The organism is Methanopyrus sp. KOL6 (assembly GCF_002201915.1).
In the GTDB taxonomy this organism is placed as follows: Archaea; JAADCQ01; Methanopyri; order Methanopyrales; family Methanopyraceae; genus Methanopyrus.
Genome location: NZ_CP019470.1, coordinates 957740 through 980620, shown reverse-complemented (window position 1 = coordinate 980620; position 22881 = coordinate 957740). Strand labels below are relative to the sequence as shown.

The following is a 22881-nucleotide window of genomic DNA, read 5'->3' as shown; positions in this document are numbered from 1 at the left end:
GGGTCACGGACAATGGCGCGAATCGAGGCGTTCGTCGAGTTCTTGAACGGGTTCCTAAAGACCGCACCAGGGAAGAAACTACTGAAACTTGGTACCAAGTGGTGTGACTCGTGCGAGAACTTACGTGTCAAGGTAGCGCTGGATGTCGCCTACGGAGGACGCGAGGACGCTTGCCGAAAGTGCCGTATGCTAGCCAAATTGGTGAAAACAGCGGTCGAAGGATGTGCTAAAGCCTTAGGCGTGAATCGGGAGACGTTACGCGAGTGTCTCGCGCAGGATCCGTACCGGCGAGGTATCGCCGTTACCCTGCTTGGAATTCACGAATACGGCGTTCGAAAGCCGTTCGTTCCAGCCGCCCCATACCTAGTAGTGTGGGATGTAACTGGACTATGTAACCTCAAGTGTAAACACTGCTACTCGAGCGCTGGCGAACCGGCACCAGGAGAACTCGACACCGAACGCGCGCTGGAGGTCATAGAGAGGCTCTCTGAGTGGAATGTTCCAGCATTGGCTTTCTCCGGTGGAGAACCGCTGATGCGTGGCGACTTCTTCGAGCTCGCCGAAGCCTCGGCTGACGAGGGGATGTTCACCGCGCTGGCCACGAACGGGACGCTCATCGATCGAGAGGTAGCGGAGCGGCTGGAGGCTGCAGGTGTTGAGTACGTAGAAATCAGCGTCGACGGCGCCAATCCGGGTACACATGACCGTTTCCGTGGTGTCAAAGGAGCATGGGAAAGGGCCCTGGAAGGCGTCAAAAATTGCGCTGAAACCGACGTAATCACAGTCATAGCGTTCACAGTGCATCGCAACAACGTGGACGAGCTGCCTGAAATGCTGGACCTAGCCGAAGAGTTGGGTGCCGACGGTGTCGCGGTGTTCAACTTCATCCCCACAGGCCATGGTAGATTCCGCCCGGATCTTGATCTCAGCCCGGAGGACAGGGAACGTGTCCTCAAGACCCTAATCCAAGAGGCCACGGAGAGGGACATCATGATTTACTCCACAGCACCTCAGATGGCCCGGGTCAGTCTGCAAATGTCCGAGGAAGGTACATCCGAGGTTGTGTACGGAACGCATTTTTATGGCGGGAGTGGTGGATTCTCCTCCCTGGTGGAGTTCTTGGGTGGATGCGGAGCGGGCCGATGTCTATTAGCTATTCGGCCGAATGGAGACGTCCAACCGTGTGTGTTCTTACCCGTCAAAATCGGCAACATACTAAGGGATGACAGGGAAGAACTCTGGAATGACGACATATTGTGGAAATGTCGAAACCGCGACGATCTCCACGGTCCTTGTGGGGAATGTGAGTACCGGTACGTCTGCGGGGGATGTAGGGCCAGAGCCTACGCGTACGAGGGTAGCATAAATGACTCGGATCCCGGATGCCAACTCGCCCAGAGGCGAAGCTGAGACATGTACCGCTTACCAGCCGTTTATTATAATGAATTCGCGATATTAGATCGAATTCGGGCGTGCGAGCTTGAGTTAAAAATAGTCCAGTGTTGTGTCGAGGCACCTTCATTATCGCGTGATCGATAGGTTTGATCGAGGAAAGCTGCACGACGAGTTTAGGCGTATCCTAGAAACTAAACCGACGGTGCGCACTGACGTGTTAGAATCGAACCGATCGCCGAACTACCACATTCAGCTCCCCGAAAACTCATCATTTACTCAGAACGGTCTACGGTCATCATCCGGTAATTACGGCGATTACTCGAGTCAAGCTGCGATGGACCCGATCTTTGACTACCGTCTCGACGTGAAGGCTTCCGGAAATTTCTCTCCAAACCTTTTTCGGAACTGATAAAGCCACCTTACCTTCCACGACCTCGAAGAGCGCCTCCAGTGTCTCAAGTACTAACTTGTCTACAGGCCCACCTTCTACGTACGATCCCCGACCGTAGGGAGGATCTACGGCAGCCGCCTGCACACCCTCATTGAGGATATCGTCTACGTTTTCAGCCCGTCCAACGTGGAGCTCGTACTCGGTGATGCCATAATGCTCCAAGTTCCGTTCCGCTCTCTCCACCAGGTTAGCTCTGACATCCACACCCACCGGTATGCACCCGATAAGTCCAGCTTCTATTAGGATCCCTCCAACATTGCACATGGGGTCCAAAAAGCGCTCACCACGGCGTCCTTCAGCCAAGTTCACCAAGGTACGGGCTAAGAACGGTTCGGTAGAGTCGGGCATAAATTCAGGCCTTTTATGTGGCTTACGGTGGGAAAGCTTCTCACGACGTGCTATCATATCGGCAGGGACTTCCTCTCCCCCTATCTTCAGTTTCGAAGGGCCGTGGCCAATTTCGTAAACCGCGTGGGTTCTGGCGAGACGACGTACCACGCACTCGGCATCTCTCCTCGAAATTCCATCAACTAGAGCCACTCTACCCTCACGTTTGATCCTGTAGGATCCAACTTCCGCATTGAGCGCCCCTTTCAGTTCCGATAGCGCTAAATCGACGTTATCCGCGGCGAGTAGGAACGCGAACAAGGGGGTCCCCCCGTGGGTAAGTACTTCGGTACGTCCGGCATCCGAAGTAGAATAGGAGAATTCCTAACTCCGGAGCTCGCACTTCGAGCTGGGCGCGCTCTCGGCGAGTACTTGGGTGACGGCACTGTCGCCGTAGGTCGTGACACCCGAGTGCACTGCGATACACTTCGTGCAGCCGTGATCTCAGGACTGACCGCCCAAGGATGCGATGTTGTGGACATCGGGTTAGTGTGCACGCCGACTCTGGGGTGTTACGTTGCGACTGAAGGTCTCGACGCTGGTGTGATGATCACAGCTTCCCACAATCCTCCCGAGTACAACGGAATAAAGTTCTGGAACTCCGACGGAATGGCATTCTCGCCCGAACAAGAGCGTGAAATAGAGCAGATCATGGACGGCGATCTAGAATACCCGAATTGGGACGAGTACGGTGAGGTGGTCGACGACGAGACGGCGTTGAACGTACACGTGGAGAGGATACTGGATGAGGTCTCCGTCGACGGAGACGGGTTGCGCATCGTGGTAGACTGTGCCAACGGTCCCTCCGCGTTCATCACTCCAGTGGTACTCCGTGAGATGGGGTGTGAGGTTATCTCCCTAAACGCGCATCCTGATGGACACTTCCCGGGCCGGGAACCGGAGCCGAAGCCCGAGAACCTGAAGGACCTCATGCGAACCGTGCGAGCGACAGATGCTGATCTGGGGATCGCCCACGATGGGGATGCCGACCGTGTGGTTTTCGTTACCGAGGAAGGTAAGTTCGCCGGGTACGACGAAGTGCTGGCGTTGGCGTGCCGGCGAATCCTCGAGGAGAAGGGTCCAGGAAAGGTCGCGGTGAACGTCGATGCTTCGATGGTCATCGACGAGGTAGTCCGAGAGATGGGCGGTGAGGTGGTGAGAACCAAGGTAGGAGACGTTCACGTAGCCGCCGCGATACGAGAGGAAGGATGTATCTTCGGAGGGGAACCGAACGGGACTTGGATACACCCTAACGTACACATGTGTCCCGACGGTCCGCTCTCCGCGGCGTGGATGGTGAGTCTGCTGATCGAGGAGGAGCGACCTCTCTCGGAACTGTTGGCCGAGATCCCGAGCTACCCGGTCGTGCGCGAAACCGTCGAATGTCCAGACGAGCTCAAGCCCAAAGTGATGAGGCTTGTGGAGACGCGCCTCCGGGAGGCTTACGACGACATCGACACCGTAGACGGCGTTCGGGTCGAACTGGACGATGGTTGGGTGCTCATTAGACCATCCGGCACCGAACCGCTCGTACGGATAACGGTGGAGGCGGAGTCCAAAGAGCGCGCCCGAGAGCTCGGGGATGAGTTCGTCGATCTCGTCCGCAGGTGTGTCGAGGAGGTGAGGGAATGATCGGCATCGTACTCGCGGCAGGTGAAGGTACTCGGATGCGACCGCTGACGAAGACACGGCCGAAGGTCCTCCTGCCGGTGGCCGATCGCCGTCTTATCGACTTCTCCATCGAAGCCATGGAGCGCATCGGAGTGGAGCATCTAGTAGTAGTCGTGGAATACCTGGCCGATAAGGTGAAACGATACGTCAAGAATCGTTGGGGCGATTCCTTCGATCTGGAGTTCGTCCGTCAGGGTAAGCCAATGGGAACAGCCCACGCTGTGTACGTCGCGTGGCGGGAGATTGAACCCGACGAGACCGTGGTGATCACGAACGGAGACTTGGTGTTCGATCCGGAGTTGCTCGAGCGCGCCGTACGCGAGCACGAAGGCGTCGCCTCGATGGTGCTGGTGGAGGTCGAGGACCCGTCGGAGTTCGGGGTTGCGAGACTGCAAGACGGTTACGTGGTGGAGCTCGTGGAAAAGCCAAAGCCCGAGGAGGCTCCTTCCAACCTGGCGAACGCGGGAGTGTACGTGGCGGAACCGGAGTTCGAGAGGTTCTTGGAGCGGGTCACGCCCTCACCACGGGGCGAGTTCGAAATCACCGATGCGCTGCTCGATGCCGCCACCGAAAAAGGTGTTCGAGGGGTTTCGTACGACGGATTCTGGTCCGACGTGGGTCGACCGTGGGACCTACTCGACGCCAACGCTTGGGCACTTCGGAACGCGATGTGGCGTCCCGAGGTCGAAGGGATCATCGAGGAGAACGTGGAGCTGAGAGGACCAGTGTGGGTAGCCGAAGGCGCGATCCTCAGGTCGGGAGTCGTAGTCGAAGGGCCAGCATACATAGGCCCGGGGTGCGAGATCGGACCTAACTGCTACCTCCGACCGGCGACGACGCTGGTCCGGGACGTTCGCATCGGTCAAGCCGTCGAAATCAAAAACTCCATAATCATGGAGGGAACGAACGTCAGCCACCTCTCCTACGTGGGGGACAGCGTTATCGGGGCCAAGTGCAACCTGGGAGCCGGTACCATCATCGCCAACCTCAGACACGACGGGCGCAGCGTGAAGGTGATAGTCAAAGGCGAGCTTGAGGATACAGGTAGGAGGAAGTTCGGAGCCGTACTGGGGGACGGAGTCAAAACAGGAATCAACACCTCTATACTGCCGGGACGGAAATTAGGCCCGTACTCAGCCACCGCGCCTTCCACCATCGTTCGTAAAAACGTTCCAGAGGGCAAGATGTTAGTTCAAGGTGACCAGATCCTAGTCGATTGGAAGGGGCGCGGATGACGACGTCCCGCGCTACTGAAGAATGATGACGATCGAACCGCAGACGCGTCCTCAGCTGAGCATCCACCTCAGCAACTTCTTCCCAGCAACGGTGAACGTTCCACTCAGCTCCTCTTTCTTCTCCGCAGAGATCATGGAGAGTCTCTCTAGGGCTTCCATGATTCCCGACGAGATCTCACGAATTGCTAACGCCATCTCCTGAACCTTCGACCTGTACCTGAAGTCCACCCCGACGGCGGTTTTATGGATTTCTATTATCGCTCGAAGTAGTAGGATAGCTCCCGCCGCTGCTATCACCAAGTAAAAGGCGGGCCTGTCGAGAACGTAAAGTGCTCCGAGTACAGGTATGGCGAGCCATGGCGCCAGGTACTCCAGTCTGGCCGCGTTTATAATCAAAAGCGACAGCAACCCTAAACCTCTCGCTACTGCAATGAAAGGTGAGACTCTCCCCGAAGCACCAATTCCCAACAAGACCATGATCCCTAAGAAGAGGATTATGGTCCAAGCGAGCCCCAAGATGTGAACCGTAAGTGCTAGGAGTCCGAGTGCCCATGCGGCTCCTAGCGCCATCACAAACGATCGCCATAGCTCCTTTAGCATTTCGAGGTCCCCGGTCCGGTGGGTCGGACTTGCTCGGTGGAGTGTTTCTCGGAATCTTTTCCGGGATGCTATCGGGGTACATCCCCGGACTCCATCCGAATACATTTTTTTCGGAGTTTGATCTCACGTACCTCGACCGTGAAGACGTGCTGACGTTCGCTTCAGCATGCTCAGCCGTCAACGTCCCGTTATCCAAGGTTGAAAGCATGTTCTTGGGAGTACCCGATGATCAAACGTCGGTCGCCGTGTTGATTCCGTTGCAGCGCTATACAATTGAGGGAAGGGCGGAAGAAGCCGCTCGCCTCGTCGCCTTGGGGACGTTATCCACGGGTTTTTTCGCTGCGGTCACGCTCCCGTGCATCGTGAAGATCGTAGGGCCTATGTACGTCATCTCCAAGCCGATAATACCGTGGCTGGTACTGGCGATCCTGGTCCTTCAAACGTACGATAACGGACTCCGCGGGTTGGCGATCTTCTCGGCGAGCTCCGTGTTAGGCTATGTGGTTCTTTCAGGACCGCTCGACGTAGCTTCCCCACTGGAAGCTATGTTCTCCGGATTCTATGCGATCGGTCCAGGAATTTCCTGTCTGATAAACCGTACTTCGATCCCGAAGCAGCGGCCCGGAAAGCCTGCAATACTTGGGAAGGAGCTCCCAAAGTGCGGAATCTTGGCAGCATTCGCGGGTTGTACTCTCGGTTTCCTGCCGGGATTGGGTCCCGCCAACGTGGTTTCCGTCCTGACGAGGTTGGGTGTCGATACGACCGAGCGGTACCTACTGGTAACCTCCGGTATCGACGCCGCCGACGCGGTGTCCTCGATCGTGGCTCTGCACGCGCTTGGAAACCCTAGAAGTGGGGCCTCGGTGTTCGTCCAGCGGTCCGTTGGAGACATCACGTACCCAGAAGTGTTGGCGTCGGTGGGTGTGTACCTACTCGTGTCGGTGTTGGGAGTATGGCTGCTCATCTTTTCGACCAGGGTGTTGGGAGAGATACTCTCCGGGGCACGGGCGCGGGTACTGACCGGTACCGTAGTAATCGGACTGCTCGCGTTGATGACATCTCATGGGTTGGGCTCGCTCGGTACGGCGATCGTATGTGCGGGAATAGGGATTTACGCGCTCCGCTCCGGTGTCGATCCATCGCTCTGCACGTCAGCGCTGGCCTTGCCGACGGTTCTGAAGTTGCTGGGGGTCGGGTGAGCTTGGAAAAAGTCGATATGGAGCGTCTCCTCAAGCATATAGAAGAGACCAACTTCTGCCGCAGGTTGCTCAGGGAAGTCCCGGAGGAGTGGAAGACGATCATAGGCCCACTACAGGGCGACGACGCCACAGTGATCGAGGTAAACGGTGAGCGGTTAGTGATCAACATGGAAGGCCCCTATCCGGCCAAGATCGGTAGAAAGACTGCGATCATACACTCTGCGGCCGACGTCGTGGTCACCGGCGGTGAACCGATAGTGGCGTTCGACGCCGTACAAGCCGAAAGCGAGGAGCAGGCGAAGGAAATCCTCGAGGATTTGAGGAAACAGGCGGAAGGATTGGGAATCAAGATCCTCGGTGGTAACACACAATCCCATCCCGATCTAGTGCCCTGTGTCTCCGTGGCCGTAATCGGTCGATTAATAGCCGACGAACCGATCCCGGATGGTACGGCCAGGGAAGGCGATACGCTGGTGTTCTTGGGCGAGCCTGTGCGTGGGGATGTTGGTGACCGTGTTTACAAGGCCAAGGTAAAATTCAACGCGTTCCTTAGGTTCCTACGGGAAGGTATCGACGTGAGTACCGCCAAGGACGCCAGTCGCGGTGGAGTACTCGGGAACCTACTGGAGATGATGGGTAAAGCCAAGAAAGGTGTCGAGCTCCGATCAATGCCGTATCCCACGTGGACAGGGTACTTGGGGATCTTCATGGTATGTATGGACCCGAACGACGTCGGACGTGCTGCCGAGATAGCGTTCGAAGAGGGATGTCCGTTCACGGTCGCGGGAGAGGTTGTGGATGAGCCGGTGATCCGTTTAGGAAACAGGGAATTAGTTTCCGAGGAGGAAATGATAGAAGTCTACCGGAGGCTTCCTTACAAGCCCCCTGGGGCAGGACGATGAGGGTAGCCCTCCAGGTCGCCTATGACGGTTCGCGATACCACGGTTTCCAATATCAGCCCGACGTCCCAACGATCGAAGGAGCGCTACGAAAGGCTCTCTCGGAGCTGAGATTGGAACTGGTGGGGTACGCATCCAGGACCGACGCGGGGGCCCATGCACGCTACCAGGTAGTAGTGGTGGAAGGCGACCCGGAGCTAGCTCAACCGGACCCCATCAACGCGAGATTACCCAAGGACATCCGAGTGATAGCTAAAACGGAAGTCAATGACGAGTTCGATCCACGGCGCGATGCACTGCGAAAGGAGTATCGGTACTTCTTGGGACCGTTGAACGATCCAGAAGCTGCGGAACGGGCTGCCCGCAAGCTCGAAGGAAAACACGATTTTTCTGCATTCCGAAGGGAGGATGGCCGGAATCCAATAATAACCATCGAGAGATGTGAACTCTTAGAAATAATCCCTAACGCGTACGTGTTACGGGTCGTGGCACCGCGATTCCTATGGGAGATGGTCCGCAGGATAGCAGGGTTCGTGTGGGAGGTGGGCCACGGGCTCAGGGAGGAGGGGGACGCCGAAGCGCTACTTTCTGGTGAGTTCAAGCCGTCGGAGAAACCCAGATGCCTCCCGGCAGAGGGGCTGATCTTGTGGTACATTGAGTACGATAAGGTACATTTTGAGCGTACTGAAGCCTGGTTTGAAGATCATAAAGTAATACAGTTGGGGGGGAGGTTGCTACTACGCCTACCCGAGGGGGCAGAAAATTGCTGAAAGTCACCGTCTGCCCGCCGTGCTATGGGTTTAGAGAGATATGCTGTAAGTTGGCGCATGACGGCGAAGTCGTAGACGTATCGGACGCCCGAAGGCTATCCAACATCACCCCACTGTGTGAAAATGGAACTGACCGTGTGGTAATAGCCCATATGGACGCACCGACGGTACTCGAGTGGTTGGAGCGCCGTGACCGTTACGCACTCAGGAGTATCAGATCCAAAGTGTACAACGTCCTATCGGCGCTGCTCAACAGGTTCAAAGAAGTTCACATCGTGGTCTACTCACAAGTGTTCCTGGACTTCGTACCAGACAGCATCGTGCGTGAAGTGTCGGTTGAGCTGATCAAGGTGGAAGGTTCCGCGGAGGACGTTTTTACATGGCCTCCGTACGGGCCGTGCCCGGAAGCGTTGAAACGTGGTGGTACTCTCGAGGAGATGGAAGAGCACGTGAGCGAGCTCGTCGAGGAGACAGGGTCGACGATCCTAAGAGAAATCGCCCGAAGGGATGTGCGAACAGTCCGCACGAGGTACTTATCCGCCACGGAGATACTGGGCAGGATTTGTAGTAATTTCCGTGAATTCAAACTCGGGACTAAGATATTGGACGCATTGGAAGCCGCGGGTGTCCTGACGTCCAGGAACGTCGGCTACAGGATGTTCAGCTGGAGTCCTGCCGCGGTTTTGGGTAGACGATCAGAGCTGGTGGATGGCGTACTCAACGCGGCACTCGAAATGGAGGGGTCAGTGTTCAGATGAAACTCCCGAAGAACGTTCCGGAACCTCCGGTAGTTTGTGAGGAGTTCGACATAGGCGAGGAAGTTAGGGTGATGCGCCGATCTCACGACGGGTACGTGCGACTCGGTCAAGTAGCAGGACTTGAGAAGTTCCGATCCTTGTGCCTGGTGTCGGTGCGTGCGGATTCAGGGTCTTACTATGTAGTCCCATACCGGGTCACAGAAGAGCGCGTTATTACCGAGCCGCTCCGGATCCGAAAGATCGGAGAAGGTGTCGTTGTCCCACCGATCATCCCGTATCGTCGCCTCGGGGAACTCTTCGTAGACGTCCGTAAAGTGGGCAAAGACTACGTGGTGACGCTGTATGGCAAGAACCTACACGTCAGGACCTACGAGAGTCTCACCATCGTGACGCAGCGTCGCGGGAGTGAACTCTCCGCGGGTGACGTGTCGATAGACCTCTCCTCGGGCTTCTTAAAGGTGGAAGGTGTAAGGTGTCGTCCGTTGGGCTTCCATAGACCGGACGCGATAGTTGGGGTTACCGAGAGACTTGAAGTAGTCGAGATACGTGAAAACGGTCAACGGTATCTGGGGGACGTCGTGGCGATGGGTGAGTTTCTGAGGATAACGTTAAACGATCTGTCCTTTGACGTCCCGCGGAGAGTCATTCCCTGATAGTGAATCTCGGCGGTTGGATCCACTCGGATTTGCATTTTGGGCACCTGGACGGTGGCTTAATCCTGAGGCTCTTGAACACGTATCCACACTTGTTACACCTAGCCGGCTCCATGAGCAGCGTCTTACCCTCACGACGTAGCGTTTTAGCTATATGTTCCAAATCCTCAATAATCTTCGACTTATCACCCTCTCTGACCATATAAGCTATTTCGTCAATGGTCAGGGGCTCACGGCTTTCCGTGAGTAGTGACACTATTCTTTCGCGCCTAGTCTTCCAACGCATGTCATCTTCGCCCACTGGCTATCTTCTTTAGTTTCTTGTATCCCTCGTCCCGACCACGGACTATCAAGACGTCACCTCCCAGTATCTTGGCGTCTTTATCCGGTCCTATTATCCAAGTCGATCCCCGCCTTATCGCGATTACATGCATCCCAGTTTCACTGGCCAACCTGAGTTCTCCCAGCGTTTTGCCGTCTAATTCTGACCCTTCCTCCACCCGAACAAGCCGTATCTTTTCTTCGGACTCGGCAATGGCCCTCTGAACGATAGGGTGAGGTTCCGCACCCATGGCCACGGTTTCGGCGACGTCGTTCGCGGCGTCGGTGATAACCTCCATCGATTGCGTCAACTCCATTATGGGCAGCAAATGGCGAACGTCCTCAAGATCTCGAATAGCCAGAGCGAGCTTCGCCTTCAGTACGATAGACAACTCATCCACACGTCTCTCGATACGTCGCACCTCCTCGGCCAGCTCGCGGCTTCCGAACAGTAAAACCGAGTAGGCCAGGTCAACTGATAGCTGCGCGAGATTCTTCATTTCCGTGAGGAGTTCCACGACCGTCCGCCTCTTAATCTCTTTTTCGATTTTCTCCATTTCCAACGTCATTACCCCGGAGCCAGGGTTAGGGCGAGTATAATTCCGACGGAATCCGCGGCCGTCGTTACGATAGGACCAACGACGTCGTCGGGATCCATCCCTAGTCTTACGCTCGTGAACGCCGAGCCGAGAGCCACGAGGGTAGAGGTCAAGAACGTTAATCCAGTCGACTCAACGGCCAACAGGATCAGAGACGGTCGACCGGAGAACGCGACGGTCACGAGACCGGCGTAGCCCGCGATTACCAACATTAAGGCCGAACCTTGTACCAATGCGTCTCTCAGTACCGCCCATACCGTGAATGTTCCTAAGTGCAAATGGGTGGAAAGGCGGCTACCGAACGACGCAGCTGCGGCACCGGCAGCCGCCATTAGGACCGGAAGGAGCGCGGCTAGACCGGGGTTATGCTCGAGCTTGGCTTCCCATTTAGCCAGCAGCGAGCCCGTGAAAGAGCTCCAGACGGCGAGAATTATGGAAATCATCAACATCGATCGGAGGATCCTGAGAACTCCTCCCCATACACCGCTCAACCGACCATCACCTCCGCAATCGTGAACAGGAGGACCACAGTCAGTACGTCCGAGAGAGCCGTTGTCAGTGGCGGAGCGACATGATCCGGATCGAAACCCAACATCGCCGCCACGCGAACGATACCGACTGTTACTGGCGTTACGACTGCGGTAACCGACAGTACGGTAAGGAACGCAGCCCCTATGAGGGTACTCAAATCACCTCCGTAGGCGTAGTAGACGACCAAGCCGATGACCGGAGGCACCATGAGACCGACTAGAAGAACCGCCAGTGAGCTCTGCAGTGTCTTCTCCTCGTCACCCAGGTGGGTTGCCGTAGCGGTACGGGCGGAGTGAGCAAGAGCCACGTTACCCCGAAAGTCCATGAGAGCCGGAAGCATCGCCAAGAATTCAGGATGATGCATCCACCGATGCTTCAAGGATTCGAGTGTAATCCCCGTGAACGATTCCATAAGGACCAAGACCGTCAGTGATGCTGTGGCGGCGGAAAGGTCTCTGAGGAAGCGCTTCATGAGTGAAGCTCCTCCCTAAGGAGCTCGGCGGCCTCGTATATGGGTTCTATAACCCGAGCAACCGGAGGCGAGTAGGAGTAATCCCAGCTCAGGAGGTCCTCCACTTTAGCCGCCAGACGGATTGCCAAAGCGACACCGTCGACGCGTTCTCTCACACGTTCCCCTCCGACGGATTGGACTCCGACGACACGGTGCGTGTCCGCGTCAGCTATTAACTTGACCGCAATAGGCTCGCCACCCGGATAGTACCTGGCCCTAGTGGTCGTCTCGACGGTAGCCGAAACTACTTCCAGTCCTAACTCTTCGGCTCGGGTCTGTGTCAACCCCGCACCCGCTGCCTCTAAATCGAACGCACGTATCACCGTGGTGTTGAGGGTACCCATCCAAGTCGCTCTGGGACCTCCAGCGGCGTTTCTCCCGGCGATCTTGCCCTGCCGAACGGCGACCGTGCCAAGCTGGCTCGGAACTCGCTCACCCGTGATGGGACACCAATCGGCCACACAATCCCCGGCCGCGTATATATCGTCGAAGACACCACCGTCCTCGCGCTTGACTCGAAGGGCTGGGTCAACTTCAACTCCGAAGGGTAGGACTGAGGCCCCTATGCCTTCAAAGAGGTCAGTCGCCGGTCTCACTCCAGCCGCCATCACGACGAGGTCGGTCTCTATTTCTTCACTGTTCACCACTACGGCCTCTACTCTATCATCGCCTTCGATAGCCTCCACAGGCGAGCCGAGAAGTACTCTGATGCCTTCCTTTTCCATCCGCTCTTGCAGTATCGCAGCGACATCATCGTCGAGGAACTGTGGGAGAACTCTATCAAGCATTTCAACCAGCGTAACCTCTAACCCGCGTTCGTGAAGGGCGTACGCCATTTCTACACCGATGGGTCCTGCTCCCACTACCACAGCTCGCTCCGATTCTTGAACGGCTCGGAGTAGGGGTTCGATATCCGAAAACCGCCTGACGGTGAAGACACCACCCAGGTCGGAACCCTTAATTGGGGGAACTAGAGGCTCTCCACCGGTAGCTAGAACCAGCGAGTCGTATTCGACGGTGTCACCGTCCTCGGTAGTCACGACCTTCTCTTCGGGATCGACTTCCTCAACCCTCACGTCCAGCCTGACGTCGATCCCGAGGCGCTCGTAGTGAGCAGGATCGCGCATCAGGATATCTTCCGGCCGTTCTATCTCCCCAGAGACTACGAATGGGATGGCGCAAGGGGAGTACGCGATATGCTCATCCGCCGAGATTAGAACCACGTCGGCGCCGTGTTCCCTAGCAGTCCGAGCGGCTACGACGCCGGCGGCTCCTCCTCCTACCACCACAACGCGCAATCCACTGCCCTTGGGCCGTCCGGAGCAGGTATGTGAAATCGTTTACAGGAGCCCACGCTGCTTCAAGTCCTTCCTGATCCTCCACACTCCGTTGAGATACCTCAGTATCTGACGGACATTTACGTTAGAGGAACCCCGCTCTCGGGGTCGGAACAAGAACGGGTACTCCTGCACGGTGTAGCCCATGTGATGGGCCTTAGCGAGCGTTTCGACCTGTATCTCGAAACCTTCGGACACGAACGGTCGGCTCTCGGTCAATATCTTCCGGGAAATAGCACGGAACCCGCTCGTCGGATCGCGGTATGGAAGTTTGAGGAGCGAGCGCGCAATAATGCGTGCACCCCAAGAATTCAACTTACGGTACCACGGAAAGTTCTCAACGACGGATCCTTCGACGTACCTGGACCCTAATCCAAAGTCGCACTCCCCATCTAGTACCGGATTCACGATGTTAGGAAGACACTCGGGTGGATGTTGACCGTCGGCGTCCATACATACTATCACATCGCCCCTGGCCTCGCGGAACCCTCTCCTGTACGCTAGACCTAATCCAGGCTTCTCCTCGCGCACGATCACCTTAATGTTGCCGTACTGTCTGGATAGTTCTCGGGCCACTTCCGCCGTTCCGTCGGGTGAGTTGTCGTCAACTACCAGAATCTCAGCAGTCCAGCCTTCTTTCTCCACTACCTCTTCGATCTTGAGAATCACCTTTGGAAGATTCTCGCGCTCGTTGTACGTGGGCAATATCACGCTGATGTCGACCATGAATTCCGTTCCCCCAGCGATACTATGAGGGTGAACGAACGGACACCCGACCTGAAAACGTGCACGGGTTTTTCCGGATCCAACCGGTGAAACGGTGTGGGATCCCTTCGCACGTTCACCGTACGAATTCGAAGTAGCTCCAGCTCTTCACGGACCTCCCTCGGTACCCTAGTCAGCTCTAAGTATTCCTCGCTCCCGGTCTTACGGTACCACCTAAGCCTCACCTCGAGTTCCCGGTACACATGAGTGGGATCGGCACGGATACCTGTGAAGAACGGTAAGGCGCGTCTTGTTGGAGTTGTTCGTGCAACCTTCAGACCCTCTTCCCGGAGCGTTTTCAGGGCAGCGGCCAGCATGACGTGTCCCAACTGGTACCTAGTAGTACGTACCTCAGGAGACACTACGAGGCCGAAGACATTGTGGGGGTTGGGACCGGAACCTATGTGTTCCCGAGGATCTGCGGCGACACAAGCGACGATCTCATCCTCCCGGAAAGCCACCAGCAGCCTGGTGCGATCGGAGGCTAGTCCACGATCCGTGTCGAAGACGTCGAGAGGAACCACTTCTCCAACGTTTCCAGGACCACGGCGCTCGGCGGACTTCAGTAACGAACGGATCGCGTCTAGGTCATCCTGCTTCGTTCTGATCTCCTTAACGACGTAAGGTCCGTAGCACGCGACAGTCCGCTCGCCCACTATTCATCATCCCTGTCTGGTCCGCCAGCAACCGCCTCGTCATCCTAAGAATATGGATTGTTATCGGAGAGTCGAGGAGCTTTCGCATCAGTGGTACGCGCGCTTGAACTCTCCGCTCTCTTCTTCCTTCTTACCCATGACCCTGTCCACAGCCTTCAGGAAGTCATCCATGGTGACAACGTCACGGTCCTCGCGTATAGCCATCATACCTGCCTCCGTACATATGGCCTTGATGTCCGCACCTGAGGCACCCTCGGTGATCTTCGCCAGCTTCTGGAGGTCGACATCCTCGGCCAAGTTCATGTCGCGCGTGTGGATCTTGAAGATCTCATACCGACCCTCCTCGTCTGGTAGTGAGATCTTGATGTGTCTGTCGAACCGACCCGGTCGCAGCAGGGCTGGGTCTAGGATGTCCTTCCGGTTCGTAGCTGCGATGACCTTGATGTCGTCGAGCGGGTCGAAGCCGTCCATTTCCGCGAGCAGCTGGGTGAGCGTGCGCTGGACCTCGCGGTCTCCGCTCGTCGCGTCCCGCATTCTCCTGGCACCGATCGCGTCGATCTCGTCGATGAAGATAATACTCGGGGCCTTCTCGCGTGCGAGTTCGAACAGCTCCCGCACCAGTCTAGCACCTTCGCCGATGAATTTTTGGACCAGTTCCGGTGCGGCGAGCCGGATGAAGGTGGCATCGGCGTGGTTCGCTACGGCCTTGGCAAGCAGAGTCTTACCGGTGCCCGGTGGGCCGTACAATAAGACTCCCTTCGGAGGTTCGACACCGACCTTCTCGAACAATTCGGGCTCCTTGAGCGGCTTCTCCACGACCTCCCGGATTTCGCGGATCTGCTCGTCCAGACCACCGATATCGTCGTACGACACGTCGGGTGACTCGTCCACCTCCATCGCCAGTACACGTGAGTCCTTCTCCGACGGTAGCACATCCACTACAGCCATGCTCTGCTGGTTGAGAGCCACGTTTGCACCAGGTTCGAGCTCGTTTCTGTCCACGGTAGGGCTCACGTTCGAGACGAACTTCGGACCCGTGGAACTCTTCACTATCACGCGACCGTCGTCGAGGATCTCTTCGACGGTACCCACGATGAGCGGTGGCTTCTTCATTCGCTGCAGGTCACTACGGAGCTTTTCGATCATAACCTCTTTACGCCGTAGCTCCTCACGCAGCTCGGCCTTTTCATCACGTTCCATCTCCAACTCCTTCTCCAGGGTCTTACGACGACGGGCTTCGATGCGGAGCTTCTCCTCGTGAGCTCGCAGCTTCCGCTCTAACTCCTCCAATCGCTTGAAGTACTCCTTCAGGAGCTCTTCTAGCCGCTCCTTTTCGCGCTTGAAGTCCAGAAACTTTTCGCAGAGATCCCTAACGTCTTTCACGCCTGTTTCTTCCATGAGCGTAATCAGATCGTCCAGCGTAGCTTTCAGTGACTCGACGTCCAGATCCGGCTCGATTTCGGAAAACTTATCCAACGCATCGCGGAGGTTCTTCAGATCGCTCAAGTTCGAACCTTGTGCGGTTTTGGGCAACATGCTGTCAAGTTTTTCCGTCAAGTTAACACCCCCTGGGTAACCGGACTTCGACTCTGGGAGTTGTGAACCCGGTGAACGCCACGGGAGACATTATCACTCGGTCGGAGAAACGCTTTACAGTTTCGAAACCAGACGATGACATCTCTAGTAAGTAATCTCGGTGGGGGACCACAAGGTCGAGATCTGAACCTGGGTTCGAAACCCGAACGCTGGTCCACCCAACCGGGTTCCCGACCTCGATATCGTGGAGGGGCGCACCGCACCCGACGGTTCCCAAAACACCCAAGCGCCTGAACCCCGAGTCCCACAGGCTCTCCAGAAGTTCCAGGACCCGATATCCTACCTCAGGGTCGACAGGATGTCCTACGTCTTCGGGTAGCTCGACAACGGACGCGTCCAGTTTCTTGCATATCTCCCGGTAAGCTTCGAAGGGTGTTAGCTCCCTGCTGACCTCGGCTTCGTCAGCCTTTAAGAACTTCTCGTCTCCCTCGGACGCGACCGCCCGGGTTCCATCCGACCGTATTAGAAGCCTAAGAGTCCCGTCCAACAGCTCCGCCACTCCACCTCCGTGGAGGATCACGATACGGGGATACGATGTCCCTACCCCACCTCGCGAGTAGAAGGACGAGCCCGACGACCGTAACGTCGGCCGAGGCACCGGGACTCACCCCACGTTCAGCGCACTCGTATACGAATTTGTGCAGCTCCGCACGACCCCGTTCGGTGAACGGACCTCCGGCGCGTAGAACTTCCGAGGCCCTTTGTTTCACCCAGTCGCGCAGTTTCCGGGGAATCCCGGCGTCTTCTAACGTTGACATGCAGGCCAACACCGAGTGTATTACGGCTTCTTCTAGGGGCCTTCCCGCCCGCAGCGTGGCCCGTAGGACCGGTAAGGATACCACTCGAGCCGTAGCCATTCCGGAAGATACCTCACCGAAGACACCGGCCAACCGTTCCTTGATCCGGATTCGGCCGCACTTGGTTTCCGACCGGTTCCAGAGAGCCTCCGTGCACCTCCTTCCGACGACGCGGATGCGACCGAACGGGAACGGGTCGTTTTCGAACCCAGCCGAGTAGCAGTACACCGACCCTAAGAACACTATCCCGCGTATGGAGTTGGGTCCGCCAGAAGCTGTTATCACGTCCACGTTCCACGCGGGAAGGGACCGGATCAACTCGTCTACTGGTTCACCGTCTATCCCCAGCTTTAGAGCCTCCTCTAGACACCTCCGAAGCTCAGGAAGGCACGCGAGGAACTCACGTGGCCCCATATCCTCGTGGGAGCTAGGAGAGACGGGGTCCACTAATCCCGGTTTCGGCCCGGAGAGTACCTCCAGTGCGACCGACTCGCAAAACAGCATCGGAAGCTCTCTGACTGTCCTCACCACGGTCCCTCACCTGGTCCCCAGCTTGGAGATGACGTTTCTGGACGCCGACTTCCATGCAGATGCTATCGGCTTACCGTCCCTGACGGCAAGGACGTCCGTATACGACAGTCTGGACCTTTCATCGAACACCTGTCGACCTCCCAAAAACCTCAGCTTCACGTCACCGATCTCCAATAGGGCACACGGGCAACATTCTCTGAACACGTCCAGGTTGATTACCACTCTCTTCCGTACTCGGGATGGTAACTCACCCGAGAAAGCGAACAGGGCGTGGAACCCACGGCGCTCAGGTTGTAATCCGGTGAGATCCGAGATGAGCCCGGCTGCTCCTACGTCCGCAACCACCGCCACCAGATCCTGGTCCGTGGGATCGAGGTCGACTTCCACAGATCCCGAGCGTACGATTTCCCTTGAAACTTCCACATCTACTGTGATTACCTCGCCTGGCACCCGCTTCCCGGCCACGAAAACACCGTGTTCGAACCGCTTATCCCGGGCGACAGTACCCAGCACGGCTGCTCTTTCCACCTCGCACTTCTCCAACACGGACCCGAGAACTAGCGAGCGGCGCACATCGGTATCTATTAACAGTGACTCGCGGACCGGCACCGTCCGCTTACCCCTTCGTTCGTACCTCCAGTACGTGCAACGGGATGGAAAAAGGTCGACTAGCGGGTAAGGGTATCGCGTGCCCCATGCGGACCATCTTCACCACGTCCTTCTCAAGCACGGCTCCGAAGTTATCGGGGCTCCCTTCGGTGATTTTGAGTTCGCCGTCGCTCAACCTGACGTCAAAGGCGGTTCCCCGTTTTCCCTCAAGTAACAGCCACTTTCCATCGAACTCCAGAATCAACGTCTCCGCGTCGACGACCATTCCCGTGGGCATCGCCGGATTTCCGCTGACGACCCCGCGACGCGGCACACGCTCGGTCACCACACTGTCGGGCATCACGATGGACTCTGGACCTATGACCGTCCCCGGAAGAACGGAAACCCCGGGCCCCAGGAAGGCTCCCTCACCCACTTCGGGTGGCTCGATCTCCCCGCTCACACGGAGCTGCCCTAGAATCGTGCCCGAGTGAATTGTGACTCCATCCCCAACATCGCCCGTAACCGTGGTCCTGGGACCTACGGCGCAACGTCCGAGCTCACAATTGTAGACGACACAACGTCCAGATATCACAGCACCTCGTACGACGGCGTCCGGTCCCAGTCTAACCTCCGGTCCTATCACCGCGTCTCGGGACACTGTCACGTCACCTAAGACAATCGTGCGATCCGGGTCGAGAACCGCGGGATGCTCGTCCTTGTTCCTCCTCGTCAGTGGTTGCACTCTCGCTCCCCCTGACGATTTCGAGCGTGTCGGTACCAGCTTTTACGCACCGCAGAACGTCCTCGACGGCGCATTTCGCCTCTCCAAACCCCTCGGCGAGAATTTCGACGACATCCTCACTTCTGTCGCAATACTCATCGGAATCCGGATCCAGGGACGATAGTACCTCCTCGGGAACCCTTAACCTAAGTTCGATAAACACGCGAGATAGGTCAGGCAGCTCACCCGTATCCTCACTCCCCACTAGGTCGGCGTAGGCTTAGCTCATCATACCAGGCACACATCCTCCGGGTCGAACGGGGGGATGCACACCACCAACATCTTCAGGTTGCCGACCACCTTATGCCTTGTCCCCGGTTCGATGGCGACGACGTCCCCCGGTCCCACGTCGACGGGACGACCGTTCAGTACCACTTTTCCACGACCATCGATCACATAGTACACCTCGAACGTGCGTCGGTGGTAATGCTCTTCCCCTTCACCCTGAACGCTCACTTCTGCCACGGAGACCTTGTCGTTCGAGTACAACTCTCGCACGCGTCCGCACGGTCCGTGTTCCCTCTCAGCACTTACCGTCAGGATCCACACCGACGAGAACCCCCCACGGAGGCTACGGAGGTGAAGAGTTGCTGTCGACGGAGGCATTGATTTACGTCGCCCGGTGGACGGTTTTGGCCGCGGCTTTGGGCGTTGTCGGCGGAGCGTGTGCCGTCGCCATCTCTTCAATTATAAGCGCGGTGGAGAAGGTCGTCGGAAGCGAGATGTTAGTCATCCCGGCGTTCATGCTGTTGGCCGGCACCCTAGCAGCACTACATCCCGAGCTCAGAGGGACCGGAATGGAGATAGTCGTCCGGGGATTCCCGAACGAGCCCGCGAATCCCATCAGAGGAATAGCTAAATTGGTACTTGCGAGTCTCGTCATCGGCGGGGGAGGTAGTGGCGGTCAAGTAGGGCCTTGTGCCCAAGCGTGCGTATCCGTAGGATGCTACGTGGCTTCGAAGCTAAGAATGTCGGAGATGGAGAGAAAATGTGTCGTGCTGGGGACAATTTCTGGAGGCATGGCTGGGGTCCTGTGCGCACCGCTAGCGGCGGCTCTGTTCGCCATCGAAGTCATTCGCGTAAGGTCACGATACGTCGTACTTTTTCCCAGCACGATAGCCAGTCTTGCCGGGTACTCCGTGTACGTTTCGACCTTAGGAAAGCGCTACTTGCTCGTGAGGAATGCCCCTTATCATTACAGCCCACATCACCTGCCGGAACTCTTGGTGATCTCTGTAGTGGCGACGTTATTCGCTTACGTATACAGCCGGTGCATCAAGGAAGCCCGTCGACTGTTCGTCGAATCCGTACCTAGTCAACCCGTGCGTTCTCTCCTGGCAGGACTAGGGGTAGCGTCAGTGGGAATCGCTATTCCTACGGCCGTAGGGTTGGGATTAGACTATGCCTCGAAGGCCGCCTTAGGCCGTATCGGAGCCGAAGAAGCGCTACTATCGTTCCTGGGTAAAATGGTGACCACCGCGCTAACAGTCGGTAGTGAAACACCCGCGGGCTTGGTTTCACCGACAGTGTGCGTGGGCGCGTTTTTGGGCTCCTTTCTAGGTCAAACGCTGGGTCCATCCGCTCCAGCCGGGGCCGCGACGGCCATCGCTACGTTCTTGGCTGCGACGTTCAACGCTCCAATCTCGTCCGCTGTGTTGGTCATCGAGCTGTTCGGCATCGACTGCGCCGTCCCAGCCGCTTTGGGAGCGATCCTGGGGTATCAGCTCTTGAAACCCGAAGTTGTTATCGGGATGAAGAGGAGGTGATCCGGTGTTGTACGAGGTAGAAGTTAAGGTTAAACTGAAGAACCCCGAGGACGTGCGGAAGCGCTTGGAGGAGCTCGGAGAGAAAGTAAGGACCGTCCGGCAGCGGGACTTGTATTACCAGCATCCTTGCCGTGACTTCGCAGAGACGGATGAAGCACTTCGACTGCGCCGCTCCGACGATAAAGTCGCACTAACTTACAAGGGACCGAAGGTAGGGCGCGAGAAGTCACGGGTGGAGTTAGAAGTGGTAGTCGACGATTTCGAGACCGCCGACGCCATCCTTCGCCATCTAGGGTTCGAGCCGCTAGAGCACGCGGAAGTAAAGAAGGTTAGGACGGTCTACACGCTCGAAGTGAACGGAGAAAAAGTTGTAGCGGCGCTGGATGATGTGAAAGGTCTCGGCACGTTTCTCGAGCTGGAGTGTGAGGCGGACGACGAGTCAGAGGTCGAGGAGAAAGAGGAGCTTTTGGTAAGTATCTTGGAGGAGCTGAAAGTTGAGGGCAAGCGAGTACGTCACTCGTACTTGGAGATGCTGCTCGACCAGGGGGAGTGATCGTTGTTCGGCTGGATTCGAAGGCACAGAAGATCCATCGTCACCGCTGGAATAATATTCCTCGCGGCCATGATGGTACTATCCGCGATCCCCTCCTTCATGATGGGAGGACAGAGTGCCGTAGCTGCGGCCGAGGGAACGGTCGATGCGAGCATAGTGAAGGATTACCAAGTGTCGGTCGTCCGATACCTAGCCGTACCCAAGCCCGGTGTCAAGACATCCGACGTGAAGAGCGCCGTAAGCTCTGCGGGTGGTGTGGAGAACGTAGACGTCAGGAAAGTTAAGATCAAGGGATACACGGTCTTCGTCGTGGACGCTCTAGTCCCGTTGACTGCGGATCCGGAAGATGTGAAAAAGCGAATCGAGAAGCGGTTGAAGGACAAGGTACTGGACGCCAGGGGCACTGTGATTAAAGGGTCTAAGTTCGTGTTCCAGGCATCGTACGACGGAAAGCCCGACGTTAACGCCATCAAGCGGGCGATACGCCGTGAGCTTGGTAATCGGTTGATGGATGAGCCGAAGCTGAAAGTACGTTACAACGCAGTGGTCGGAGAGGTACTGTGCAACGTAAGTGACGGCAAACACACGCTCATAGAAGAACGTATCGAGCGTGCCCTACACTCCACGGGTGCCAGAGGTTGCCTCGTAATCGAGCAGCTGATTGCACGATTAGGGACCGCAAAACTAACCCTTCTAGGACCAGGAAAGGAGAAAGTTGGCGATCGAACCGCAAACTTTGGAGATAGAATGGCCATGGTGATGGTATTGCCAGAACATGCAAAATCTAAGCATTTAACCTTAGCACTATGGATATCGAATTCAGGCGGTAAGCAGCGCATATACGTGATAGACCGGGATATATTACGTGGTAAGTACATAGTCTTCTAACGGCGGTGAGATAGTCTGGGCTTTTCCACCCCAACCACCTGTCTTAACTCTTCGACGGTCTCACGGGCCAGGATAGCCATTTTGGGCGGTATATATTGAAGGGCCACCAGAAGCCGAGATTTAGGACCACTAACCTCGTAACCGTTCTCGGTCCGGGCGATTGAGAGTCCTAACTCTCGTAACAGCGAAAGTAATTCCTCCGGCGCTTTCCGCACTCTGACCTTCACAGTTTTTTCGCTATCCACCTGAGGATATCCCCATCCGTCAGTATTCCCACAAGCTTCCCTTCATCGTCGACTACGGGGAGCTGATTATATATACCCTCGGGAGTGGAGGCCATGCGTTTCAGGGCATCGAGTAGAGTATCATCCGGGTGAACTACTATCACGTTCCTTTCCATCACCTCCTCGATGGTGGTTCCGGGCTCGTATTCGTCTTCCAGGAGGGCGCGCCCGAGATCAGTCCGGGTTACGAGTCCTATAAGCCTACCCTCATCGTCCACTACTGGCAGTGCTCCAATATCATGCTTTAGCATGATCTCGAACGCTTCTATCACTCCAACTTGAGGAGACGTGGTGATGGGGTCTTTGGTCATCAGTTCCTCGACCTTGCAACCGAGTAACTCCTCGCGGAACGTCAC

At 56.6% G+C, this 22881-nt stretch carries 28 protein-coding genes; 11 read left to right on the top strand and 17 right to left on the bottom strand.

Annotation, left to right across the window (positions count from 1 at the left end):
- Positions 1-12 precede the first annotated feature (12 nt).
- On the top strand, positions 13-1410 hold the full coding sequence (locus tag BW919_RS05470) for a radical SAM/SPASM domain-containing protein (protein WP_088336028.1): 1398 nt from the start codon (positions 13-15) through the stop codon (positions 1408-1410).
- A 280-nt stretch (positions 1411-1690) separates the two neighbouring features.
- On the opposite strand, the gene BW919_RS05465 is transcribed toward BW919_RS05470, so the two are convergent.
- Positions 1691-2494, bottom strand: a complete 804-nt coding sequence (locus BW919_RS05465) for a TRM11 family methyltransferase (RefSeq protein WP_088336027.1) — start codon at positions 2492-2494, stop codon at positions 1691-1693.
- Positions 2495-2506: 12 nt separating this feature from the next.
- Here BW919_RS05465 and glmM point away from each other — a divergent pair, with 12 nt between their 5' ends.
- Positions 2507-3865: a phosphoglucosamine mutase gene (glmM, locus tag BW919_RS05460; RefSeq protein ID WP_088336026.1), complete on the top strand. Its 1359-nt coding sequence runs from the start codon at positions 2507-2509 to the stop codon at positions 3863-3865.
- The gene (gene glmU, locus BW919_RS05455; protein ID WP_088336025.1) at positions 3862-5139 is read left to right on the top strand and encodes a bifunctional sugar-1-phosphate nucleotidylyltransferase/acetyltransferase; all 1278 of its coding nucleotides are present in this window, start codon (positions 3862-3864) and stop codon (positions 5137-5139) included. Before glmM ends, glmU begins: the two co-directional genes overlap by 4 nt.
- Positions 5140-5190: 51 nt before the next feature.
- Here glmU and BW919_RS05450 read toward each other — a convergent pair whose 3' ends face one another.
- Complete coding sequence (locus tag BW919_RS05450) at positions 5191-5739, bottom strand: hypothetical protein (protein ID WP_157666087.1); 549 nt, start codon at positions 5737-5739, stop codon at positions 5191-5193.
- 29 nt (positions 5740-5768) lie between these two features.
- On the opposite strand from BW919_RS05450, the gene BW919_RS05445 reads away from it, so the two are divergent.
- The 5 genes from BW919_RS05445 to BW919_RS05425 are packed head-to-tail and all read left to right on the top strand — an operon-like array spanning position 5769 to position 10018.
- Entirely contained in the window at positions 5769-6938 is a 1170-nt protein-coding gene (locus tag BW919_RS05445) for a tripartite tricarboxylate transporter permease (protein ID WP_157666086.1), read from the top strand.
- Between the two features lie 2 nt (positions 6939-6940).
- The gene (locus tag BW919_RS05440; protein ID WP_198324577.1) at positions 6941-7840 is read left to right on the top strand and encodes an AIR synthase related protein; all 900 of its coding nucleotides are present in this window, start codon (positions 6941-6943) and stop codon (positions 7838-7840) included.
- Entirely contained in the window at positions 7837-8607 is a 771-nt protein-coding gene (locus BW919_RS05435) for a hypothetical protein (RefSeq protein ID WP_088336021.1), read from the top strand. Before BW919_RS05440 ends, BW919_RS05435 begins: the two co-directional genes overlap by 4 nt.
- The gene (locus tag BW919_RS05430; RefSeq protein ID WP_088336020.1) at positions 8601-9365 is read left to right on the top strand and encodes a hypothetical protein; all 765 of its coding nucleotides are present in this window, start codon (positions 8601-8603) and stop codon (positions 9363-9365) included. Before BW919_RS05435 ends, BW919_RS05430 begins: the two co-directional genes overlap by 7 nt.
- The gene (locus BW919_RS05425; protein WP_088336019.1) at positions 9362-10018 is read left to right on the top strand and encodes a hypothetical protein; all 657 of its coding nucleotides are present in this window, start codon (positions 9362-9364) and stop codon (positions 10016-10018) included. The genes BW919_RS05430 and BW919_RS05425 overlap by 4 nt, the downstream gene beginning before the upstream one ends.
- Here the strand turns inward: BW919_RS05425 and BW919_RS05420 are convergent.
- The 13 genes from BW919_RS05420 to BW919_RS05360 form a co-directional block, all read right to left on the bottom strand.
- On the bottom strand, positions 10008-10304 hold the full coding sequence (locus BW919_RS05420; protein WP_088336507.1) for a transcriptional regulator: 297 nt from the start codon (positions 10302-10304) through the stop codon (positions 10008-10010). The two genes, BW919_RS05425 and BW919_RS05420, sit on opposite strands and share 11 nt — an antisense overlap.
- A gap of 1 nt (position 10305) precedes the next feature.
- Complete coding sequence (locus tag BW919_RS05415) at positions 10306-10896, bottom strand: potassium channel family protein (protein ID WP_232452960.1); 591 nt, start codon at positions 10894-10896, stop codon at positions 10306-10308.
- A gap of 11 nt (positions 10897-10907) precedes the next feature.
- A complete protein-coding gene (locus tag BW919_RS05410) occupies positions 10908-11429 on the bottom strand; it encodes a magnesium transporter (protein WP_088336017.1) in 522 nt (173 codons plus the stop codon).
- The gene (locus BW919_RS05405) at positions 11426-11941 is read right to left on the bottom strand and encodes a magnesium transporter (protein WP_088336016.1); all 516 of its coding nucleotides are present in this window, start codon (positions 11939-11941) and stop codon (positions 11426-11428) included. The genes BW919_RS05410 and BW919_RS05405 overlap by 4 nt, the downstream gene beginning before the upstream one ends.
- Positions 11938-13269: an FAD-dependent oxidoreductase gene (locus BW919_RS05400; protein WP_232452959.1), complete on the bottom strand. Its 1332-nt coding sequence runs from the start codon at positions 13267-13269 to the stop codon at positions 11938-11940. Before BW919_RS05400 ends, BW919_RS05405 begins: the two co-directional genes overlap by 4 nt.
- Before the next feature lie 51 nt (positions 13270-13320).
- Positions 13321-14043 carry a polyprenol monophosphomannose synthase gene (locus BW919_RS05395; protein WP_088336014.1) on the bottom strand — a complete coding sequence of 241 codons (723 nt, stop codon included), beginning with the start codon at positions 14041-14043 and terminating at the stop codon, positions 13321-13323.
- Positions 14025-14738 carry a GNAT family N-acetyltransferase gene (locus BW919_RS05390; RefSeq protein WP_088336013.1) on the bottom strand — a complete coding sequence of 238 codons (714 nt, stop codon included), beginning with the start codon at positions 14736-14738 and terminating at the stop codon, positions 14025-14027. Before BW919_RS05390 ends, BW919_RS05395 begins: the two co-directional genes overlap by 19 nt.
- Before the next feature lie 87 nt (positions 14739-14825).
- Positions 14826-16136 (bottom strand): proteasome-activating nucleotidase, encoded by a 1311-nt coding sequence (locus tag BW919_RS05385; RefSeq protein ID WP_198324681.1) that lies wholly within the window; start codon positions 16134-16136, stop codon positions 14826-14828.
- 160 nt (positions 16137-16296) lie between these two features.
- Complete coding sequence (locus tag BW919_RS05380; protein WP_157666085.1) at positions 16297-16833, bottom strand: hypothetical protein; 537 nt, start codon at positions 16831-16833, stop codon at positions 16297-16299.
- A complete protein-coding gene (locus tag BW919_RS05375; RefSeq protein ID WP_088336011.1) occupies positions 16805-17659 on the bottom strand; it encodes a triphosphoribosyl-dephospho-CoA synthase in 855 nt (284 codons plus the stop codon). The genes BW919_RS05380 and BW919_RS05375 overlap by 29 nt, the downstream gene beginning before the upstream one ends.
- Positions 17660-17668: 9 nt before the next feature.
- Positions 17669-18271 (bottom strand): hypothetical protein, encoded by a 603-nt coding sequence (locus BW919_RS05370; protein WP_088336010.1) that lies wholly within the window; start codon positions 18269-18271, stop codon positions 17669-17671.
- Positions 18272-18278: 7 nt separating this feature from the next.
- The gene (locus BW919_RS05365) at positions 18279-18995 is read right to left on the bottom strand and encodes a hypothetical protein (RefSeq protein ID WP_157666084.1); all 717 of its coding nucleotides are present in this window, start codon (positions 18993-18995) and stop codon (positions 18279-18281) included.
- 267 nt (positions 18996-19262) lie between these two features.
- The gene (locus tag BW919_RS05360; RefSeq protein ID WP_157666083.1) at positions 19263-19583 is read right to left on the bottom strand and encodes a cupin domain-containing protein; all 321 of its coding nucleotides are present in this window, start codon (positions 19581-19583) and stop codon (positions 19263-19265) included.
- 38 nt (positions 19584-19621) lie between these two features.
- On the opposite strand from BW919_RS05360, the gene BW919_RS05355 reads away from it, so the two are divergent.
- The 3 genes from BW919_RS05355 to BW919_RS05345 are packed head-to-tail and all read left to right on the top strand — an operon-like array spanning position 19622 to position 22241.
- Entirely contained in the window at positions 19622-20800 is a 1179-nt protein-coding gene (locus BW919_RS05355; RefSeq protein ID WP_088336007.1) for a chloride channel protein, read from the top strand.
- 4 nt (positions 20801-20804) lie between these two features.
- Entirely contained in the window at positions 20805-21353 is a 549-nt protein-coding gene (gene cyaB, locus BW919_RS05350; RefSeq protein WP_088336006.1) for a class IV adenylate cyclase, read from the top strand.
- Between the two features lie 3 nt (positions 21354-21356).
- Positions 21357-22241, top strand: coding sequence for a hypothetical protein (locus tag BW919_RS05345; protein ID WP_088336005.1), 885 nt, complete (start codon positions 21357-21359; stop codon positions 22239-22241).
- Here BW919_RS05345 and BW919_RS05340 read toward each other — a convergent pair.
- Both BW919_RS05340 and BW919_RS05335 read right to left on the bottom strand, forming a co-directional pair.
- A complete protein-coding gene (locus BW919_RS05340) occupies positions 22238-22486 on the bottom strand; it encodes a hypothetical protein (protein ID WP_157666082.1) in 249 nt (82 codons plus the stop codon). The genes BW919_RS05345 and BW919_RS05340 overlap by 4 nt on opposite strands.
- Positions 22465-22881, bottom strand: a complete 417-nt coding sequence (locus BW919_RS05335; protein WP_198324575.1) for a CBS domain-containing protein — start codon at positions 22879-22881, stop codon at positions 22465-22467. The genes BW919_RS05340 and BW919_RS05335 overlap by 22 nt, the downstream gene beginning before the upstream one ends.

Bases quoted from the DNA above. Each gene is read 5' to 3' on its own strand.
- BW919_RS05470 (WP_088336028.1), top strand. From the start codon at position 13: ATGGCGCGAATCGAGGCGTTCGTCGAGTTCTTGAACGGGTTCCTAAAG.
- glmU (WP_088336025.1), top strand. From the start codon at position 3,862: ATGATCGGCATCGTACTCGCGGCAGGTGAAGGTACTCGGATGCGACCG.
- BW919_RS05450 (WP_157666087.1), bottom strand. From the start codon at position 5,739: ATGCTAAAGGAGCTATGGCGATCGTTTGTGATGGCGCTAGGAGCCGCA.
- BW919_RS05435 (WP_088336021.1), top strand. From the start codon at position 7,837: ATGAGGGTAGCCCTCCAGGTCGCCTATGACGGTTCGCGATACCACGGT.
- BW919_RS05425 (WP_088336019.1), top strand. From the start codon at position 9,362: ATGAAACTCCCGAAGAACGTTCCGGAACCTCCGGTAGTTTGTGAGGAG.
- BW919_RS05420 (WP_088336507.1), bottom strand. From the start codon at position 10,304: ATGCGTTGGAAGACTAGGCGCGAAAGAATAGTGTCACTACTCACGGAA.
- BW919_RS05415 (WP_232452960.1), bottom strand. From the start codon at position 10,896: ATGGAGAAAATCGAAAAAGAGATTAAGAGGCGGACGGTCGTGGAACTC.
- BW919_RS05405 (WP_088336016.1), bottom strand. From the start codon at position 11,941: ATGAAGCGCTTCCTCAGAGACCTTTCCGCCGCCACAGCATCACTGACG.
- BW919_RS05395 (WP_088336014.1), bottom strand. From the start codon at position 14,043: ATGGTCGACATCAGCGTGATATTGCCCACGTACAACGAGCGCGAGAAT.
- BW919_RS05385 (WP_198324681.1), bottom strand. From the start codon at position 16,136: ATGGAAGAAACAGGCGTGAAAGACGTTAGGGATCTCTGCGAAAAGTTT.